Annotated in this window: 10 protein-coding genes; 4 read left to right on the top strand and 6 right to left on the bottom strand. The window is 48.8% G+C overall.

Translation table 11 applies throughout. The features are described from left to right. Positions 1–22 precede the first annotated feature (22 nt). From glk to ACJJI5_RS03815, 3 genes are all read left to right on the top strand, one after another. Positions 23–985 carry a glucokinase gene (gene glk / locus ACJJI5_RS03805; protein ID WP_282931051.1) on the top strand — a complete coding sequence of 321 codons (963 nt, stop codon included), beginning with the start codon at positions 23–25 and terminating at the stop codon, positions 983–985. A gap of 170 nt (positions 986–1155) precedes the next feature. After that, complete coding sequence (locus tag ACJJI5_RS03810; protein WP_445355550.1) at positions 1156–4011, top strand: TonB-dependent receptor; 2856 nt, start codon at positions 1156–1158, stop codon at positions 4009–4011. Between the two features lie 136 nt (positions 4012–4147). Next, complete coding sequence (locus tag ACJJI5_RS03815; RefSeq protein ID WP_445355551.1) at positions 4148–5659, top strand: tryptophan halogenase family protein; 1512 nt, start codon at positions 4148–4150, stop codon at positions 5657–5659. Between the two features lie 90 nt (positions 5660–5749). Here the strand turns inward: ACJJI5_RS03815 and ACJJI5_RS03820 are convergent, their stop codons facing one another. From ACJJI5_RS03820 to ACJJI5_RS03840, 5 genes are all read right to left on the bottom strand, one after another. Further along, positions 5750–6049, bottom strand: a complete 300-nt coding sequence (locus ACJJI5_RS03820; protein WP_444895935.1) for a hypothetical protein — start codon at positions 6047–6049, stop codon at positions 5750–5752. 31 nt (positions 6050–6080) lie between these two features. Next, positions 6081–8015: a VCBS domain-containing protein gene (locus ACJJI5_RS03825; RefSeq protein ID WP_445355552.1), complete on the bottom strand. Its 1935-nt coding sequence runs from the start codon at positions 8013–8015 to the stop codon at positions 6081–6083. 289 nt (positions 8016–8304) lie between these two features. Further along, complete coding sequence (locus tag ACJJI5_RS03830) at positions 8305–10476, bottom strand: tetratricopeptide repeat protein (RefSeq protein ID WP_445355553.1); 2172 nt, start codon at positions 10474–10476, stop codon at positions 8305–8307. Between the two features lie 3 nt (positions 10477–10479). Next, on the bottom strand, positions 10480–12477 hold the full coding sequence (locus ACJJI5_RS03835) for a DUF3857 domain-containing transglutaminase family protein (protein ID WP_445355554.1): 1998 nt from the start codon (positions 12475–12477) through the stop codon (positions 10480–10482). 399 nt (positions 12478–12876) lie between these two features. Continuing rightward, the gene (locus ACJJI5_RS03840) at positions 12877–13725 is read right to left on the bottom strand and encodes a DUF3014 domain-containing protein (protein ID WP_413663508.1); all 849 of its coding nucleotides are present in this window, start codon (positions 13723–13725) and stop codon (positions 12877–12879) included. 270 nt (positions 13726–13995) lie between these two features. Here ACJJI5_RS03840 and ACJJI5_RS03845 point away from each other — a divergent pair, with 270 nt between their 5' ends. Beyond that, positions 13996–15642 (top strand): alpha-amylase family glycosyl hydrolase, encoded by a 1647-nt coding sequence (locus tag ACJJI5_RS03845; RefSeq protein WP_444918353.1) that lies wholly within the window; start codon positions 13996–13998, stop codon positions 15640–15642. Positions 15643–15709: 67 nt separating this feature from the next. Here ACJJI5_RS03845 and ACJJI5_RS03850 read toward each other — a convergent pair whose 3' ends face one another. After that, positions 15710–16561 carry a universal stress protein gene (locus ACJJI5_RS03850; protein WP_413663505.1) on the bottom strand — a complete coding sequence of 284 codons (852 nt, stop codon included), beginning with the start codon at positions 16559–16561 and terminating at the stop codon, positions 15710–15712. Positions 16562–17652: the final 1091 nt, after the last annotated feature.

Below are 17652 nucleotides of genomic sequence, written 5' to 3' on the forward strand. Positions count from 1 at the left end.
GGGGGAAGTTAGAAGGATAACTATGACGAGTATCGTAGCGGATATCGGTGGGACCAACGCCCGATTTGCCATCGCCAAGCCTGTAGCAGAGGGTTACCAGCTGGAAGAACTGAAAGTCGTTGATTGCCAACGCTTCGAGGGATTTGATGCAGCACTACAGCACTGGCTCGATGGGTTAAACCAGCCGCGCCCAGAAAAGGCGTGTATTGCAGCAGCCGGTCCGCTGGAGATGACTCCAACAGGTGGAAAGGTTTATATGACCAATTTGGGCTGGACTATTGACGCCGGGGAGCTGGCGCAAGAGTTTAGCTTTCCCCACCTAGAGCTGATTAATGATTTTGCCGCCTTGGCTCAGTCTCTGCCCCGTCTGGCCGAATCAGATTACCAGGTACTGCGCGATACTCCCCGGCAGGCAGGTGCCCCTATGGCGGTGCTCGGTCCCGGAACTGGGCTCGGTGTTGCTGGACTGGCTGAAGCTGATGGTCGATACCATGTGCTGGCGGGAGAGGGCGGGCATGCCAACCTGACAGTCTCCACTGAGCGTGAATTGCAGTTGCTGCAAATCCTGATGAAAACCCAGTTACCCGTTTTCAATGAATGGGTTTTATCGGGCAATGGGCTGGTTAATCTCTATCGCGCAGTTTGCGAGCTGAACGGAGAGATTGCTGAGGACCTGACGCCCCCCGATATCAGCGCCCGTGGCCTTGAAGGTTCAGATCCGCTGTGCCGTGAAGCTCTGATAGATTTCCTCAATTTCCTAGGCAGTGCGGCCGGGGATGCGGCTTTGTATATGGGCGCGCGTGGCGGGGTATTTTTGGGTGGTGGTATACTGCCCAGGATCGCTGAATTGCTACCTGAGAGTGAGTTTGAGCAGCGTTTCCTGACGAAAGGGCGTGTCGCTCAATGGATGGAGGCCGTTCCGGTATACGCGTTGAATGCGGGTTATCAGGCCTTGATTGGCGCTGCAGTACAGCTTGAGGGGTAATTGCCCGGTACTTTTGTTGGGTTATGGCCTGACAAACGTGTATTAAATTACACCTGTGATTGATCTCACACTTTTTCCCGTCTCCTCCCCCCTCGGGGGAGGATGTTATGGATTAGGGGCCGCCCTAGGATGCAGGGTCTCAACATAACGATAAGTCCAGGGAGAAGATGATGAGTCTATCCAATAAAGGTAAAGGGGCGCTCAGACCCACTTTGCTATCTGCTGCCATTGCGGCCTCCGTGTCCGGGGCCTATGCGCAGGAGCAGGAAACACTGGAAGAAGTAACAGTTACCGGTATTCGCACCAGCGTTTTGGACTCCGTTGAAGCCAAGCGCGCCGCCGATGTTGTGGCCGATGTGGTAGATGCGGGCGCTCTGTCATCTCTTCCCGACCAATCAATCGCCGATGCCTTGGGTCGTCTGCCCGGCGTAACCACCGTGCGATCCAACGGTCAGTCCTCACAGCTAAATATCCGCGGTATGAACGGCGACTTCCTGCAAACCACCCTGAATGGTCGTGAGCAGGCCTCTACCAGTGGTTATACCGAAAGTACTCGCTGGATGTCTTTTGACCAGTACCCTGCTGAGCTGATTAATCAGGCGGCGGTTTACAAGACTCCGAAAGCCTCTCATATTGAAGGTGGTGTAGCGGGCTCTGTAGAGCTGAAAACAGCCAATCCTCTCGACGCCGACAAAGAACACAACTTTAATGCCAATGTGCGTATGTCGTATAACGACGCAGCAGACGACGTCGGTGCCGACGAATTCGGTGAGCGCGTCACGCTGTCGTACATGGGTAAATTTATGGATGACAAGGTGGGCGTAGCCCTGGGTTATTCTCACCTTGAGCAGCCGAACAGCTTTGTAAAGTCCCGCACGGGTGCAGACGGCCAAATCGGTTATGAGCCGGGGAACGATTTCGATGGTGATGGCAGTGAAGATGCTTTACCGCGAGCGTTCCAGTGGCAATCCGGTGATGGTACCGATACTCGCAATGGTTACCTGGCCAGCGTCGTTTTCGAGCCTACCGATAGCTTCAAGGCCCAGTTAGATTATTTTAAGTCTGACTTTGAGCGTGTTGATACTCGCCACGGTATTACGGTTGGTGGCCTGGCCAATACAAACTTTTACACCCTTTCCGATACCGAAGTGAATGGCGGTGTGGTTACCGATGGTACGGTAATTATTACCGACCCTAAGACAACTGATGATTCCAGCCCCTGGTTTGAATCCCGCTCTGAGGATCAATCCACCCAGGCTGACAGCGATAGTATTGGTCTGAACCTGGAGTGGAATTTAGGTGATCGCCACACCCTGGCCGTTGACTACTCCTACAGTAAGGGCACCAAGACGCGCAAGGACCAGATTGTGTCCATGCACGCTTACGACCTGACCTACGATGACGATGGTAACTTAGATACCTGGGAGGAAGCTGCTGGGCAGAGCTTTGCCTATTCCCTTAATGGCGACGGTATTCCCTCAGGCGTTTTCTCCGGTGTAGATTTCACCGATCTGGATACCATGCGTTTGTCGCGCTACGAAGAATACCCCCACGAGTACACTGATAAGGTTGAAGCCTTCAAGTTCGATTACAAGTTCGATTTGGAGTGGCGAGCCATTGCCTCTATTGAGGCAGGATTCCGTGTCTCTGAGCGCACTTTTGACTCTGAGCGTGGAGCCTTCCTTTACGGTAGCCGCGATGGCCAATTCAATGGCTACTGTGCGGATAACCTGTCCGACATCGATTGTGAGCCGCAACTACTGGACGGCTATGTCAGTGTTGAATCCACCAGCGGGATACCACAGTTCGTAGTCAACGATATGGATGCCCTGGCTTCCAGTATTTTTGGAGCCGGTAACTACGAAGGTAAAAAGGTATTTAGCCAGGACTGGACTTTCGTTGAGTCCGGGACGATGAAAGAGGAAGTTTTTGCCTACTACTTGATGGCCAATATCGATACTCAGCTGGGGAGCATTCCAGTAACTGGTAATTTCGGTGTACGGGTTGTTGAAACCGATGTGAAGTCCAGTGGTATCCAAAATGTGGGTGCTGGCAATGGTATCGAAATTACTGATGACGTGGGTGTAACTTCAGATAGCTTCGACTATGTTGAGTACGGCCCCGAATACACAGACACCCTGCCTTCCCTTAACTTGAACTTTGAGCTGACCGAGCAGGACTACATTCGCTTTGCTGCAGCTAAAGTGATGGGTCGTCCACCGGTTGGGCAGCTGAAAGGCGGCGCTGGTTCCTGGAACAGCGTTAATAACGAAACGAACGATACTGAATACAATGTATGGACCAAAGGTTCTCCCTACCTCGATCCTTTCCGTGCAAACCAGTTTGACCTGGCTTATGAGCACTATTTTGAAGATGGCGGTGCGGTAACTGCAGCTATTTTCTGGAAAGATATCGAAAGCCTGGTAGAAAAGCAGTATATCTACCTGGATAGCCAGGCAGATCGAACGGCGCTGTTTGATTCCCTGGGCATTGAAATTCCCGTTGGTCTGGAAGCCGGCGCTTTCGAAACTTACGTGAACAACGACAAGGGTGGTTATATTCGAGGCATTGAGCTTGCGGGTACCAAAACCTTTGATCAGCTGCCGGGTATTTGGGCTGGCTTGGGTATGACCGCCAGCTATTCATATACTGAGAGTGAAACCGAAGTGAGTGGCGGTAACCTCTATGGTGAAAACCTGCCGTTGCCGGGCCTCTCTGAAAATGTCTGGAGTACTACAGTATTTTGGGACATCGGTAATTTCAGCTCCCACGTCAATGTTCGCTATCGGGATGAATTTATCCTGATTATGCCGATACCGGGAGGCTCTACTCCGGCCTTAGCTGAGGCGTACACTACCGTTGATGCTCAGATATCCTATGCATTTGATAATGGTATCGATGTGGTTTTCTCAGCGAACAATCTTACTGATGAGGCTGATGTGAAATCATATGGAGTAGATGGTGTCCTCGGTGAATATACTGAGTTTGGGCGTCAATTCTACCTCGGCTTGAACTATAGCTACTAAGTATCGCTGGTTCTTTCGGTGTAAAACTGAAGGTGTGATAAGAAACCGCCCGCTGAGCTACGCTTGCCGGGCGGTTTTTTTTTAAAATATTAAAGGGGCCGGCAATAAGTGCGGTGCCGAATTTTTGAGAGTCGCCATGAGCAATCAACGCAAAAAAATAATTATTCTTGGCGGGGGTACCGCTGGCTGGATAACCGCCAATCTGATGGCGACCCATTGGCAGAATAAAGGGTTTGAAATCACCCTGGTGGAATCACCGGATATTGGAATTATCGGTGTGGGGGAGGGATCAACTCCGCCGCTAAAAGGTTTTATGGAAACTATAGGGGTTAGCGAATCGGAGTGGATGCCAGCTTGTAACGCTACTTACAAGGTCGGTATTACCTTTAGGGATTGGTCGGTCAAACCGGGCTTTACCGAGTATGTTCATCCCTTTGTTGGCCAGCCTGACCAATTTACTATCCCGGCATTTTTTCATAATAGTTACCTGCGCAGGAAGGGCGTTGACTTGGAGGGGCACCCGGACCACTTCTTTCTGGCCACTGAGATGATTCGGCAAAAATTATCCCCGGTCGCACCAGAAAACTTCCCTTTTGAAATTGCCTATGGCTACCATTTTGATTCTGGTTTATTGGGCCAGTTCCTGCGGGGTGTTGCCGAAAAAAAAGGGGTTCGCTATAAGGTGGCGACAGTGGCTGGTGCTATGCTCGATGCACAGGGGAATATTGATCACCTGAAAACTACTGACGGTGAGGTTCTCAAAGCTGATCTGTATGTGGACAGTTCCGGCTTCCGTGGAAGTCTTATACAACAATCCTTGAAAGTTCCATTTATTAGTAGCGCTGAGAGTCTGTATAACGACTCTGCGGTTGTATTTGCTACGGACCAGGAAAGGGAGTATGCACCGCACACTATTTCTACTGCGATGAAATATGGCTGGGCCTGGAAAATCCCCCTGACTAATCGCAATGGCAACGGCTACGTTTACAGCTCTCGCTTTGTCGATGATGACAAGGCAGAAACGGAATTTCGCGCTCACTTGGGTTTGCTGGACAGTGATGTCGAGGCGCGTAGATTAAAGTTCAAGGTGGGACGGGTTGCCCAACACTGGGCCAAGAACTGCCTGGCGGTGGGGCTCTCCCAAGGCTTTATTGAGCCTTTGGAGGCAACGGCGCTTGATATGGTTCAGGAGACTGTAGTGCGCTTTATAGAGGCCTATAACAATGGTGATCATACTGATAAATATAGGGATGACTTTAATAATCGTATCAGCGCTCGTTTTGATGCGGTGCGGGACTATATCGTCTGTCACTATCGTATTAGTTCGAGAACAGATACGGATTATTGGATTGCCAATGGCACTAATGAAAAGATATCTCCCTCCTTGCGTTCAATCTTGATGTCCTGGATGGCAGGCAAGAATATTACTGATGAACTATTGGATCAAAAACTGGATGTCTATTTCCCGAATGTATCTTGGAATTGCCTGTTGACTGGCAAGGGGATTTACCCGGGACAGGAACAGTTACGTCCAGGTAATGAGTTTGCTCACAAATATAAACTGGAAGAAATCAAGGATTTTAACCGCCGCTGTGCTCTGAACTTTATGCCGCACATGGATCAGTTAAATCAATTAAGGGTGGGGTAGAAGAAAATCTGGAATAGTGCTCGGATTATCTCTGAGCACTATTCCACTTTAATCAGATAGGGAGGTGAATCGTTTTTAATTAATAAATGACTATTCGCTATCCTTTACTTCTATTTTCTCTGATTCTTTTATACGTAGTATGTGCTTTTCTCCACGCTCACCACGAATTTTAACCCGATCTCCAGATTTCATACCTTTGAGCTTGGCCTCATCGGCATCCAGGAAGAAGTAGCGGCCAGTCTGCTCATCTTTCAGGGAAAACTTACGCTCGGATTTTCCCGTTTCAAAATCTTCAGAGATAATTTCCTCCAAGGTGCCAGTTACAATCTCCTCTGCTTGCACAAATAGGGAGAAGCTCAATGCAAACGCTATTAGAATGAACTTTTTCATAGTATTTATCCTGCGGTAACGGATTTATAGCCTAATCACTGTAACTGACTAAGATAGTGGCCGACTGTTTGTCTGCGGCCATAGATTGAAACTCAATGGTTAAGCCAATATTTGAGTCGGTAAAACTATCTCCTGGTTCCTTGAGTTCTGCTACATGGTTAAAGAGTCTATTATCGAGATAATGAATGGATACTGAATTTTCCATATGAGACGATGGGTTCAGTATGTCATGGCCTACATGGTAGTTCACGTAGTAGTAGTCTTCTCCATTCTGACTACCCGCACTCTCAACTTTCAGCTGCTGGGGCAGGTTTCCTGAGAGCTCTCCCGCAGTCAGCTCAATAGCCTCAATCTCCACCTCTTCGGTGCTGCCGGCGGTCTGGGTTACCGTTTGGGTATATTCGGGGAATAAATCATACCAGCCCATATACTCTCGGTGACCACTGCCAAATAAGCGCGAAGTCCAGGCATTCCCCATAAAGCTCCCATCTGTTCCATACTCGCTTTCGCCACTATCGAAGGTATCGCCATCATTGTTGTCATCATTGCCGGCATGGCTGAGTCCAATATTGTGGCCAAGTTCATGGCCCATTATTATCTGGTCTGTATAAGCGGTAACGATGCTCCACTTACCACCAACAGAGGCGACACCAGCCCCAACCAGCCCAGCACTCTTGGCCTTTGGTGGGTAGATGTAAACACGGTGGCGCCAGTCGCTTAGGTTGATAGGGTTGTTATTGTTATCAACTAAATTGGTTTCCGCCCATTCTGTTGCATTGTCACGCCAAGTGTATCCTCCGTCTGTATATTCTCCTCCCTGGCTGGAGCGGGCTGCCGCATCGTCAACACTTAGAGTGCCACCGTCTTGGTTATCCGGAATGTTGTAACTGATACAGTCGATGGAGCTATCTTCATTGCTACCTTCTCCATAGCAGTAATGTTCCAGGGAGCTGTCGCTGATGCGATGGCGCAGGAATTTTAGTTGTCCCAATGAATTCTTTAGGTAGGTATTATCGAGAGAGTCTTCATCGTTAAAGACCATATCTGCAATATCAGAGATATCAGTGGTATCTGTAGGTACAGCATCAGAGAAGTTCATGAAAATGAATACGATACTGCTTTCATCAGGCTCTAAAGTGACGACAGAGAAGGTAATCGATTGAGTAGTGCCATCGCTAAGTTGGAATGAAATGGTATCTTCTGTCGTTTCACCATTTTTTAAACTGTCTGCAGAATCATTCAGGCTGTATTCCCAATCTCCGTTGCTGTATAACTTGAAATCGCCGTAGGATCCGTTAAGAGTTTCCTCGACAAACTCCGGAGTATTGCCATCGACATCCTCCAAAAGGAATGTTCCTGAAGAAAATTCCTTACCTTCAACAATCAAAGTGGCCAGTGGGCTGGCGGGGTTGAACGTGTAGGCATCGTCGTAACCGGTTATGGAAATGGATATAGTGGCTTCTGAATCACTGGAGCCGATACCTAAATTAAATGCGTCGGTCACTAACTCTGAGCCAGCAATTGGATCGGATAGTTCACTGTCCAGAGTATAGGTCCAGCTGCCATCGCTGGATATTTCCAGCTCTCCATAGGTCCCTTGGAAATTTCCGGATTCAAAGGTTTGATTTCTGTTTGAGTTATCGACTAGTTGCCCTGAAACTGTTGTCTCGACATCTTCGCTGACGCTGCCGCTGTCCCCGCTTATGCTGGGGGAATCATCGTTGTCAGAGTCGTCGTCATCCGAATCTGAATTGTCATTATCATCAGAACTGGAGCTGTCATCATCAGAGCCAGTATTGCCATCACCATCATCACCATCATCGCCGTCAGTGTTTGCTCCTGAATCGCTATCGCTACTTACTGGAGTGTCGTCAGGCTCGTTGTCATCGGAGCTTCCGCCCCCACCGCAAGCACTAAGAAATACAGATAAACTGATAGCCGTGAGTAACTTCAGTGAATAGGTCATATCGCCTCGATAGATCCGTTAAATCAAATAGAATTGGCGCGGAGTATAAAGAGCTGTGAATCATATTCTGTGATGGCTGGCTTGCTTTTGAGGCCGGTTTTTTACTTGAATAAGAAATAGTGCTATCGATCGCACCTTGGAATTTTTTGCCAATAAAGATAGGAGAAATAGGCTGGGAAATAGTTGGAGGTTTATTAGGTGGGGAAAAGGATAATTTGGGAGCCTGTTGGCAAAGCAAAGTTGAAAGCGGTCAACTATTCACTGTGAATAGTTAACCGCATAAGGAATCTTACTCTGCAGGGAGTCCACTCAGGAACTGTTTTAAGTGTGAAACATTACAATCTCTTGTGTCGGCGCAGTTTTCCAGGATTTGTTTCAACTGCTGGTCGTCACTTTGTTCTGTAGCCAATTTCAAATAGTAAAGTATCTGATCCAGATTTTTATCTGGAGATTCGCCTTGGCTATAGGCCTCAGCAATTTTTAGTGAAGCTATACCATGCCCTCTCTTTGAGGCTTCCTCGTAAAGTGACATTGCGCGATCTAGATTAACGTCTACACCAAGCCCCTGTTCATACATGCGGGCTTGATTAAAGTATCCACACTTTGAATTTTGATTCGCTGCCTGTTCGAACCAATGAAGAGCCTCGGAATAGTCCTTGATAGAATCACTACTGGAGTCCAAATATATGAGCCCCAGCTTATTCATAGCGCTAGCTAACCCTCTCTCTGCTGCTTGAGAGTAATAATAGATCGCCTGTTTCAGGTCCTTTTCTACTCCGCTGCCTGTTTCATAGAGTCCGGCCAACCTGGCACTGGAGTTGGCTGAACCTTCCGCAGCTGCGAGCCTATAAAGTTGTGCTGCATGGGTCGGATTTTGTTCCACTCCATAACCATTTTCGGCGGAGTAACCCATATTGGTAATACACTCCAGGTGGCCGGCCCGTCCACACAATAAATACCAGGCATAGGCAATATCGGCGTTGGCATCTGCAATAATATTCTTGGAGTGCAGGATCCCCATTTTTAATTGTGCAGGAAGATGATTACGATATGCCGCAGCTTGATAGTCCCTGATAGATTGATTGATATTAACCGGTTGGCCATGGGCGCCTAGTTGTGTGATACGCCCTCTCTCAAAGAGTGCGGCGGGGTTGCCTGCAATAGCGGCCTCATTGAGAAGTGCCATGCCCTCACTGGCTTCTTTTTTCTCCTCCAGCAGGTAGCTCGCATAAAAAAACTGGGCTGGTGAAAAGCCGTTATCGGAAGCTTTTTGAATAAGCTGTTCAAATTGATAGTAATTATTCTGCTCAAGGTAACCAATAGCCTGGGTAAAGTGGGCTATGGGGTAACCTTTATTAGCGCTGGCTTGCAAGAATTGTGCAGCACCGGATTCATTAGTTGAGTTAAATTCCTCTGACGCAAAAAGGGAGTAGAGTTCATACTCCGCCTGGCCTTTCTTCAAATGTTGTTCGGCACTGGAGAGTAGTGAAGTTGCTAACTCTTTGTCCGGATCAATTCCCAGGCCCATAAAGGCTATATAGGCTAGGTAAACCTTCGCCTCTTCGAGGCCCAGATCCGCAGCAGCAACAAATAATTGTGCGCACTCGTTAACTGCGAATTTTTCAGTTTTGCCACTGAGACACAGCCGCCCTAAACTGATATTGGCGGAAATGGATCCCATAATAATAGCGTCCAGATAAGCCTGTTCAGCCTGTGGATACTGCCCCTCCGCATGAAACACAATGCCTTCGGCGTGTCGAGCGGCATAATCTGTAGAGGCTAGTACCTGGATCACATCTGTATAGAGCTGATCTGATGTGCCGGCAAATGGATACCGGATCGCGATCAGTCGATGTAGAAAGCGGGCATTATCGAAGTAGATTTTCGATACCTGATAACCGCCTACTTCCTTTACGTTATATACGCGGTATATAGCATTGCGACTATTTGCAAATTCAAAATAGCTATCAATAATTTCATAGCCGGATATGGTGAGCAGGTCTTCTGCATCTGCCCAGCTCCCGACCTCAAAGGCACTGTAGCTATACTCACCACTGCGTCCGGAGAGGATACCAGTAGCAATAAATTCAAACAGGTTTTTATGGTAGTTGGCGGCTTCTAACTGTCCCACAGACTCATAGCATTCTGCAGCGCTGAGATGGGGCGTCAGTGACAGGATGTTGTTGTTTGTTACGGCCTTCCAGTCCACGGCTTCACAAGACTTATCCCCAGATTCAATCGCGGATAGCTCCGCCTGGTAGCGCTCTCTGGCCGCGATATTATTCAGGGGTTGCTGAGACTCAAGATAGGCAACCCAGAAATCCTCATAAGCAACTTTATCTGGAGCGCTAGCAATTTGTTCGGTTAGCCGCCTTATTTCACTATCGCCGGGTTCGATGGAAGTGTGGGCCGCACAAGAGGCCAGTAAGTAAATAACGGGGGCAAAAAGGAATTTTTTCATTATTTACTTCCTGATCAGTGACTTAACCAGGTTTTTCATTGCCTTGCTGGTCTCCTGGGTATTCGAATTATCGCCCTTGGCCCAGAACTGATATTGAAGTGCTTCATCCAGTTTATCGAGTTGCTCCATATACTCGGCAATATCCGTATTGCGGACATGGTCCGCTTTGGATTTAAAGGCGTAGTTCACCGAGATGTTATTGCCAATATGATTGGAGGTTCTGGAGAAGGTGAACCAGGGATTGTCTATCTGTAGATCCTGGGATTCCTCTCTCCACAAAACCTCTCCAGTAATTTTGGCTACTGCTTTGTGGTTGATATCCACAGGATGTGCCAGCGCTAATGGGCTCTGGCGAATACGCTTCTGGGGGCTGGTGATATAAGAGGCGATACTGGAGCCATACAGTGAGAAAATCTTCCGGGCAGAGTTCAACTCGGCAAAATCACTGATCTCATATAGCTCCGATACCTGAAGTACATTTTCACCCCGATTGTCCTGGTGCTTGATATTGGATGTGATTTCAATACCGGGGTAGTAAGTTGCCATAAAGTTTGCGTAATTACTCTTTATGTATTCAGAGTCTGCTGACTGGAAAAATTGACGCATCTGCTCCGCTTTGAGAGCGCTGTAGGTGGACTCAACAGTTAGCCCTGCGGTATTGGCACCGGCATTGATTTCAAAATTTTCGGTGACATCCAGTTGCAGAGTGCCGTTGGCGGGATAAATCGTGGTTACTTGTTTTAATGCTCGGGTTCCCTTTCGAATGGGGAGTGCCAATTCATAATCAAAGAAGCCTTTGCTCTTGATATTGGAGCCCTGTCCGGAAGCGGTGCCGTCAACCCAATAATCTTGTCCATTGAGCTCAATGACGCTGATTACATGATCAAATGAACTGGGAGAGGGGATATCATTGGCAAGGTCACGACCGCGTCCTGAAGACACTAAAGCGGGGTAAGAGTTAACCCCCAGGTGAGACAACATGGCGGTTATTAATATGGCCTTGTCTTTACAGTCGCCATAGCGCTTATCCAAAGTCTCTCTCGGCGTTCGCGGTTGGTGTGAGTTGATTCCAAACTCGATCCCAAAGTAGCGAATGTCCTCCTGAACGTAGGCAATAGCCTGGCTGACCGCTCCCTCAAGGCCTTCCTCTGCGCGCCATTGATCCAATTGCCGGGTGAGTTCCTGTGGCAGGGAGAGGTCAATATCGTAGAGTGTCATTGCCCAGTCGTTTACTTCAGCCCAGCTGTTATAGCCTGAATATTGGATGTAGTTGAATGGGTCATGCCAGTGAGGATATTCCCCCTCCTGAAGGATCGGAGATACCTGCTTCAGGTCCAGCGTGTACTGGTAAGTGCTGTTATTGCGGGTAACGTTCACCGGTACTTTTTCATTGTTAAAACGGTAGTTGAGCTTGTTGTCACTGGTAATTTTTACATAGCGCCTGTCGATGGCATCCGGCCATGACAAGTAGAAAGTACCAAAATCCCCGCGTTCAAAAATAGGATTGTTTCCCTCGAGTGTATAAGCGTAGGAGATTTTGTCACCGGGTCGGATATCCTCAAGAATGTAAAGCGCATTCCACATTTCAGAGTAGAGTTTGCTGGACAGCTCCTGCTCAGACTGGAATAACTTGAAGTCCTGTTTGTCCAGGCGATCAATCACTTGATCATTGCGGGAGACGGTAATTTCGTGAACGACCAGCTGCTGGAATGCGGGGTAAAAACTAATGTTCAGTTCCGACACCTGTTTAACCCCCTGCTGATTGAGGGGCTCCATCACCAACTGAAAATAGTATTGGTGTTGTTCGTTCGTATGGGATATCTGGGAGTTGCTCAGGTGATACCTAACACTGCCTTCGGGTGCAGTGACACTACTCGAGAGATCGACGGCATCCACCCAAGTGGGTGTTGGGGCTATGTTAATTTCAGGGGTAGCCTGGGCCAGCGATACAGCAAATAAGAGAGTCACAGCCAGAATTTGGCCGAAGGAACGATATTTCAAAATGAGCCTCGATTGTTATCTACAGCCTATACCGGCGGAGACAGAATAGATCTTGGGTGGGGAGTAAGCAGAAGGGGGCACGCAGGGCACCCTACGATTGATTCGCTCCTGTTGAACCCTGGATCTTTCCCTATAGGGCAGTGCCTGTTGCCGTTTGGCAGCGGCGCTCCGTTACCGCTTGGTGTTGGGATCGTTTAGTGAACAGCCGGTAATATACCCCAATGGCTATGGGCTGAGTATCGGATGGCTATGATCGCTGGCGTTTTGAATAAGTTTTTCGGCGGTTCAAATTGATGAAGGTAGGGTTTGTTGTGTCTGGGCGATAAAACGGTTAAAAAATAACCGAATCTTGAAGGTGGGAGGCCACCCAGCTTGTAAGCTGAGTGACCTGAGATCTGCTTATTGGGTTTGCTCCTGAACGGGCATTTCTTCGAGCTTAGCCTTTATCTCTTTCAGCTTTTCCTTAACTCGGGCTGCATTGTCGGGGCCCATGCGGATCATCAGCTTTTGTATTCCAGGGAGTTTTTCCAGTTTTGGGTCGGCAAATTTGTAATACACCGACGGGCGTATCAATTGAATCGGGCCTTCAACATCTGGCGCTGCCAGCACATTGTCGATTGCTCCAATCACCACCTGGTGGAATGACTTGTTGCGAATCCCCAGCTCGCCGTAGGCCTGGGCTAAACGGGGGTACCAGTATTGATACAAGGTGATGATTGCATCAGTGTTAGCCAGTGCGAACAATCGTACTGGTTGGTCGTAACGGCGATAGTTCTCCGGGGACAGCTGGTAGCCCTCAGCGGATGACCCGGTAACGGTGATGGGGCCGCGAATGGTTTTCAGCGGGCGATGCTTGTGAATCAGCTCACCACGGGATGCTGCGTTGGCAGCGGCCACCCATTTACGTATTACTTCGTCGGGTACCAGCCAGCGGGACAGGGCGCCGTCGGGTGCCAAGGACATTAATTCGTCATATGCGGCCTTGTCGCTCTCGTTCAGGGGGGGAGGCGGCTCTCTACCAGGCTCCTCTTCAATGACCGGCTCCTCGGGCGGCTGGGCTGGTTCCTGACTCTCAGGTTGTGCCAGGGCTTCCGGCTCGGGAGCAGTTTGGGGTTCTTCGACAACACCGATGGTGGGAATTTCTTTTTTCTTTTCCTCGCCGGTCCAGAGCCAATAGGCTGCTGCAGCGACAACGACCACCACAATAATGCCGATGATCCACCCTTGCCTAGATTGTTGTTCCGACATTCCCTGCCTCCTTTGACTGCTAACAGAATGTGACGCTTGGACCACGACAAAGCGCTGCGGTTTCTCGCGATCTGCTGGTTTTACATTACTCTGCAAAAGCGCCGCTCGCAAAATAGTTTTACTATGGGGTAATTGCACAACCTTATCGCCGGTCTTGAACCCTGCGCAGTGCCTACGCCCCCGCGCGGGAGGATGTTTGATTTACTGGGCCTATTAGAGTGGCCTGGGGAGCTTCTGAATAATTCTGAGCGGCGAATAAAAGAGAGAACAATGGGAAAATTCACCAGCTTATTGATTGGCCTGATGCTGGGTGGTGTACAAGCTGCCGTGGCTGCAGAGCCGGTAGACCCTTTTTGGCGCAATGCGACAGTCTATTTTATGTTGCCGGACCGTTTTAATAACGGCGATCGCAGCAATGACTTCCCCTACGGCCGCAAAGACGATGCGGCATACCTGCGTGGCTTTGAGGGAGGGGATCTGCGCGGCGTTATCGAGAAAATTGAAGCGGGGTATTTTAATGATCTCGGAGTCGATGCTATCTGGATGGCCCCGGTGATTGAGAACATCCATGGCTACAATGAGTCCGATAAACGCACCTACGCTTTCCATGGCTACTGGCCTAAGGACTGGACTGCCGTAGATGCCAACTTTGGCACTGAAGCAGACCTGGCGGAATTGATTGAGGTAGCTCACAGCCAGGGGATTCGCGTATTGCTGGATGTAATTCTCAATCACACCGGGCCAGTCACTGAACAGGACTCCAGATGGCCCTCGAGTTGGCTGCGCAATAGCCAGCAATGCGATTGGTCCGACTATGCCGGCAATGTTGAGTGTGCAATTCACGCGAACCTGACGGATATCCTCACGGAGAGCGAGAAAGATGTCGAGTTGCCGCCGCAACTGGTGGCAAAGTGGAAAAAAGAAGGCCGCCTGCAGCAAGAGCAGCGTGAACTGGATGCCTTTTTCGAGCGCACTGGCTATCCCCGCGCCCCCAAATATTACCTGATCAAGTGGTTAACCGACTGGGTGCGTGAATACGGTGTCGATGGTTTTCGTGTGGACACCGTCAAACACGTAGAGCCACAAGCCTGGGCAATACTGAAAAACGAAGCGGATATAGCCCTGGCGGAGTGGAAGGCTGAGAACCCGAAGAAGAAATTGGACGATCGCAATTTCTTTATGGTGGGTGAGGTTTACCATTTCGGCGTTAACAACTTTGGTCCCAGTGTTGGTCGCTCTTACGATTATAGCGATCGGAAAGTGGACTATTATCAGTACGGTTTTGACAGCCTGATTAACTTCGATTTTGCCCAGGTTGCGGGCAAGCCAGCGGAGGATATTTTCTCCAGCTATTCCTCCTCCTTGAACAGTGGTGAACTAAAAGGGCTCGGTGTCCTAAATTATCTAGGCTCCCACGATGACCATCACTCATTTGACCGCGAGCGCCAGCACACACTGAGTGCCGCAAGTAAACTGATGTTGGCGCCCGGTGCAGTGCAGATATATTACGGTGATGAACTGGCGCGCCCCATGATTGATGATCGCGCATTCGGCGACGCCTCTATGCGCACCAATATGAACTGGGATGACTTGGAAAAGCCGGAAACCCGTGCATTGCTGGCTCATTGGCAGAAGCTGGGGCAGTTTCGTCGATCGCACCCGGCAGTTGGAGCTGGTGTACACCAGAAGCTGGAGGATAAGCCTTATACATTCTCCCGCACCTTATCTGGTGAGCAGCCGGTAGTTGTGGCGATGGAACTGTCCGCGGGTGAGAAGAGCGTATCAGTTAAAGGTGTGTTTGCCGATGGTATCGAACTGACCGATTACTACTCGGGCAAGCGAGCCAAAGTTGAGGATGGCAGGGTGAATTTCGATACAGAGGGAACTCTGCTACTGCTATCTGCTAAATCGCAGTAAATCCAAAAAAGAAAGCCCCTGCAGATAGCACTGCTGGGGCTTTCAGCATCCTTGAAAATGGGATGACTTAATCGTTGTTCATTGTTGTTGTGGTGAACTGGTTACATACCATCACATCAACGTCCAACTGGCCAATTACACGCTCGGCAGTATTGCCACGCAGGAATGAGCCGGTCTCGCCGTACTGATTCATGGTTCCCATCACGACCAAGTCTGCATCGATCTCACGGGCCACCTCCTCAACAACATCACTGGTATAGCCGCGCTTTACGTGAATGCGATGGGTGGGGACACCGGTTTTATCGGCAAGCTTGGCCAAAGCACCGCGATCTGGGTAGAGCATGGAATCCAGGAAAGCGTTTACGAGGTGTAGCTCTGCTCCGTAATGACCTGCGATATAGGTCGCGCGTTCGCTGATCTGGCGATTGAGCTCGCGCTGCTCGAGGGTTTTTGCCTGGTAGTTAACGGTAGCCAATACAACTTTGCGCTCGTCCTTGGCGCCGGGGCGAATCAATACTACTGGGCAGCGCGCTGTTTTCAGGACTCGCCATTTGGATTCGGCGAAGGTAAAGCGACGGCTGCTCTTCGCGTGTACTGGTAGGTAGATCATTTCTGCGTTGCAACGCTTTGATTCCTGCACGATGGCCGCCTGCCAATCACTGGACCAGCAAACAGTGATCTCACAGGAAAGACCAGCTTCTGAGATGGGTTCACGAATTTGTTCACGGAACCACGACTCATCGCGAAATAGGTGGTCGTTAACTGCACGGGTATCCACCGCTTCACCATCAACTGCGACGAATACAGCCAGTCGCGGCTGAGGATTGCGTCCACGTGAAGTGATCAGGGCTCGCTCCAGAGCTACATGCTTCTCATCGTTAGGGTCCACTACAACGAATACGGTGCTTTGCTGCTCCATTTTTTCTCCTCAACTAAGCGTGTTACTGGCCAGTGCGACCTGCAGTTGACCAAGAGGTCTAATCTACCATGATGGGGTTGTCAGCCCGAGTACCTGACTGTCCCATTTGTCGAATTTGGCGCCTATCTCATCGAATAATTTTGTTGCGCATAATGGCGTAGTTGGGGGTGGGGGTATTGAGGTAGATCAAGATTCTCAGATGTATGTCTGAGCTTGCTGTTATAGAAGTGAAGATGACTGGGTAGCGAGGTATATTCTCGTTACTAGCTTTACCGATGGTACTGAGGCCATGTTACTTTTTAGGAAATATAAACGTTGAGTAGATATTTCAGTTTCTTGTCAGGCCTTGCCTAGACTCTACTTATAAACGATGATACCCAAGATTGGTTTTTTATTTAGCTCAAACCTTTTCTCCACCTAAAGGGCCCCATACATTTTTGAAGCGTTAGAATCTGTATTACATCTTTTGTATACATCGCAGGATTTTGGGATTAACTTGATTTTCTCTGATTCTTTAGTCGGTACCATACTACTCATCTATATAATGGTTCCGTACAGTTATGGCAGTAGTTACTGACGTAAATCTCTCCTATCCGTTGAGGTTATTACAAGAGTGCCCCTGCGCTAACAATAAAATTGTCCCATTCTTTAAATTATTCCAAATTTTTATAAACTTCATTTTACACAAGGTAGATATTGTTACTAATAAAGTAGTAAGGGATAACTTCTTCGTTGGTTTAATAAATAGCTTTTCACAAAGCTACTATAGTTTTACCTTGTGTATTTTGTTGCTGGGTGTATAGCGTCTATAGGCTTATCTACAGTGTCTGAGGGAGTTGGCTCGTCTACTATTCTTACTAGTAATTTTATAAATTAGTTTGTCGGACTTAGTGATGAAATTTAATGGCCACTAAGCACTTCCTCTTATTTAAGCAGTTCTACATTGCTTAATTTTTAGCCTTTCAAACTAAGTCATGCCGAAGATCAATATTTCAAGCACAAATTTCTACTACGCCCCCTACAGGGAGGATGTGCTCTCAAGCACTGATTATTAGCCTTCCAAAAGCCCGAAAGTTGTGATTTTGGGGTTG

The sequence above is a fragment of the Microbulbifer maximicatervae (SeqCode) genome (assembly GCF_052467955.1).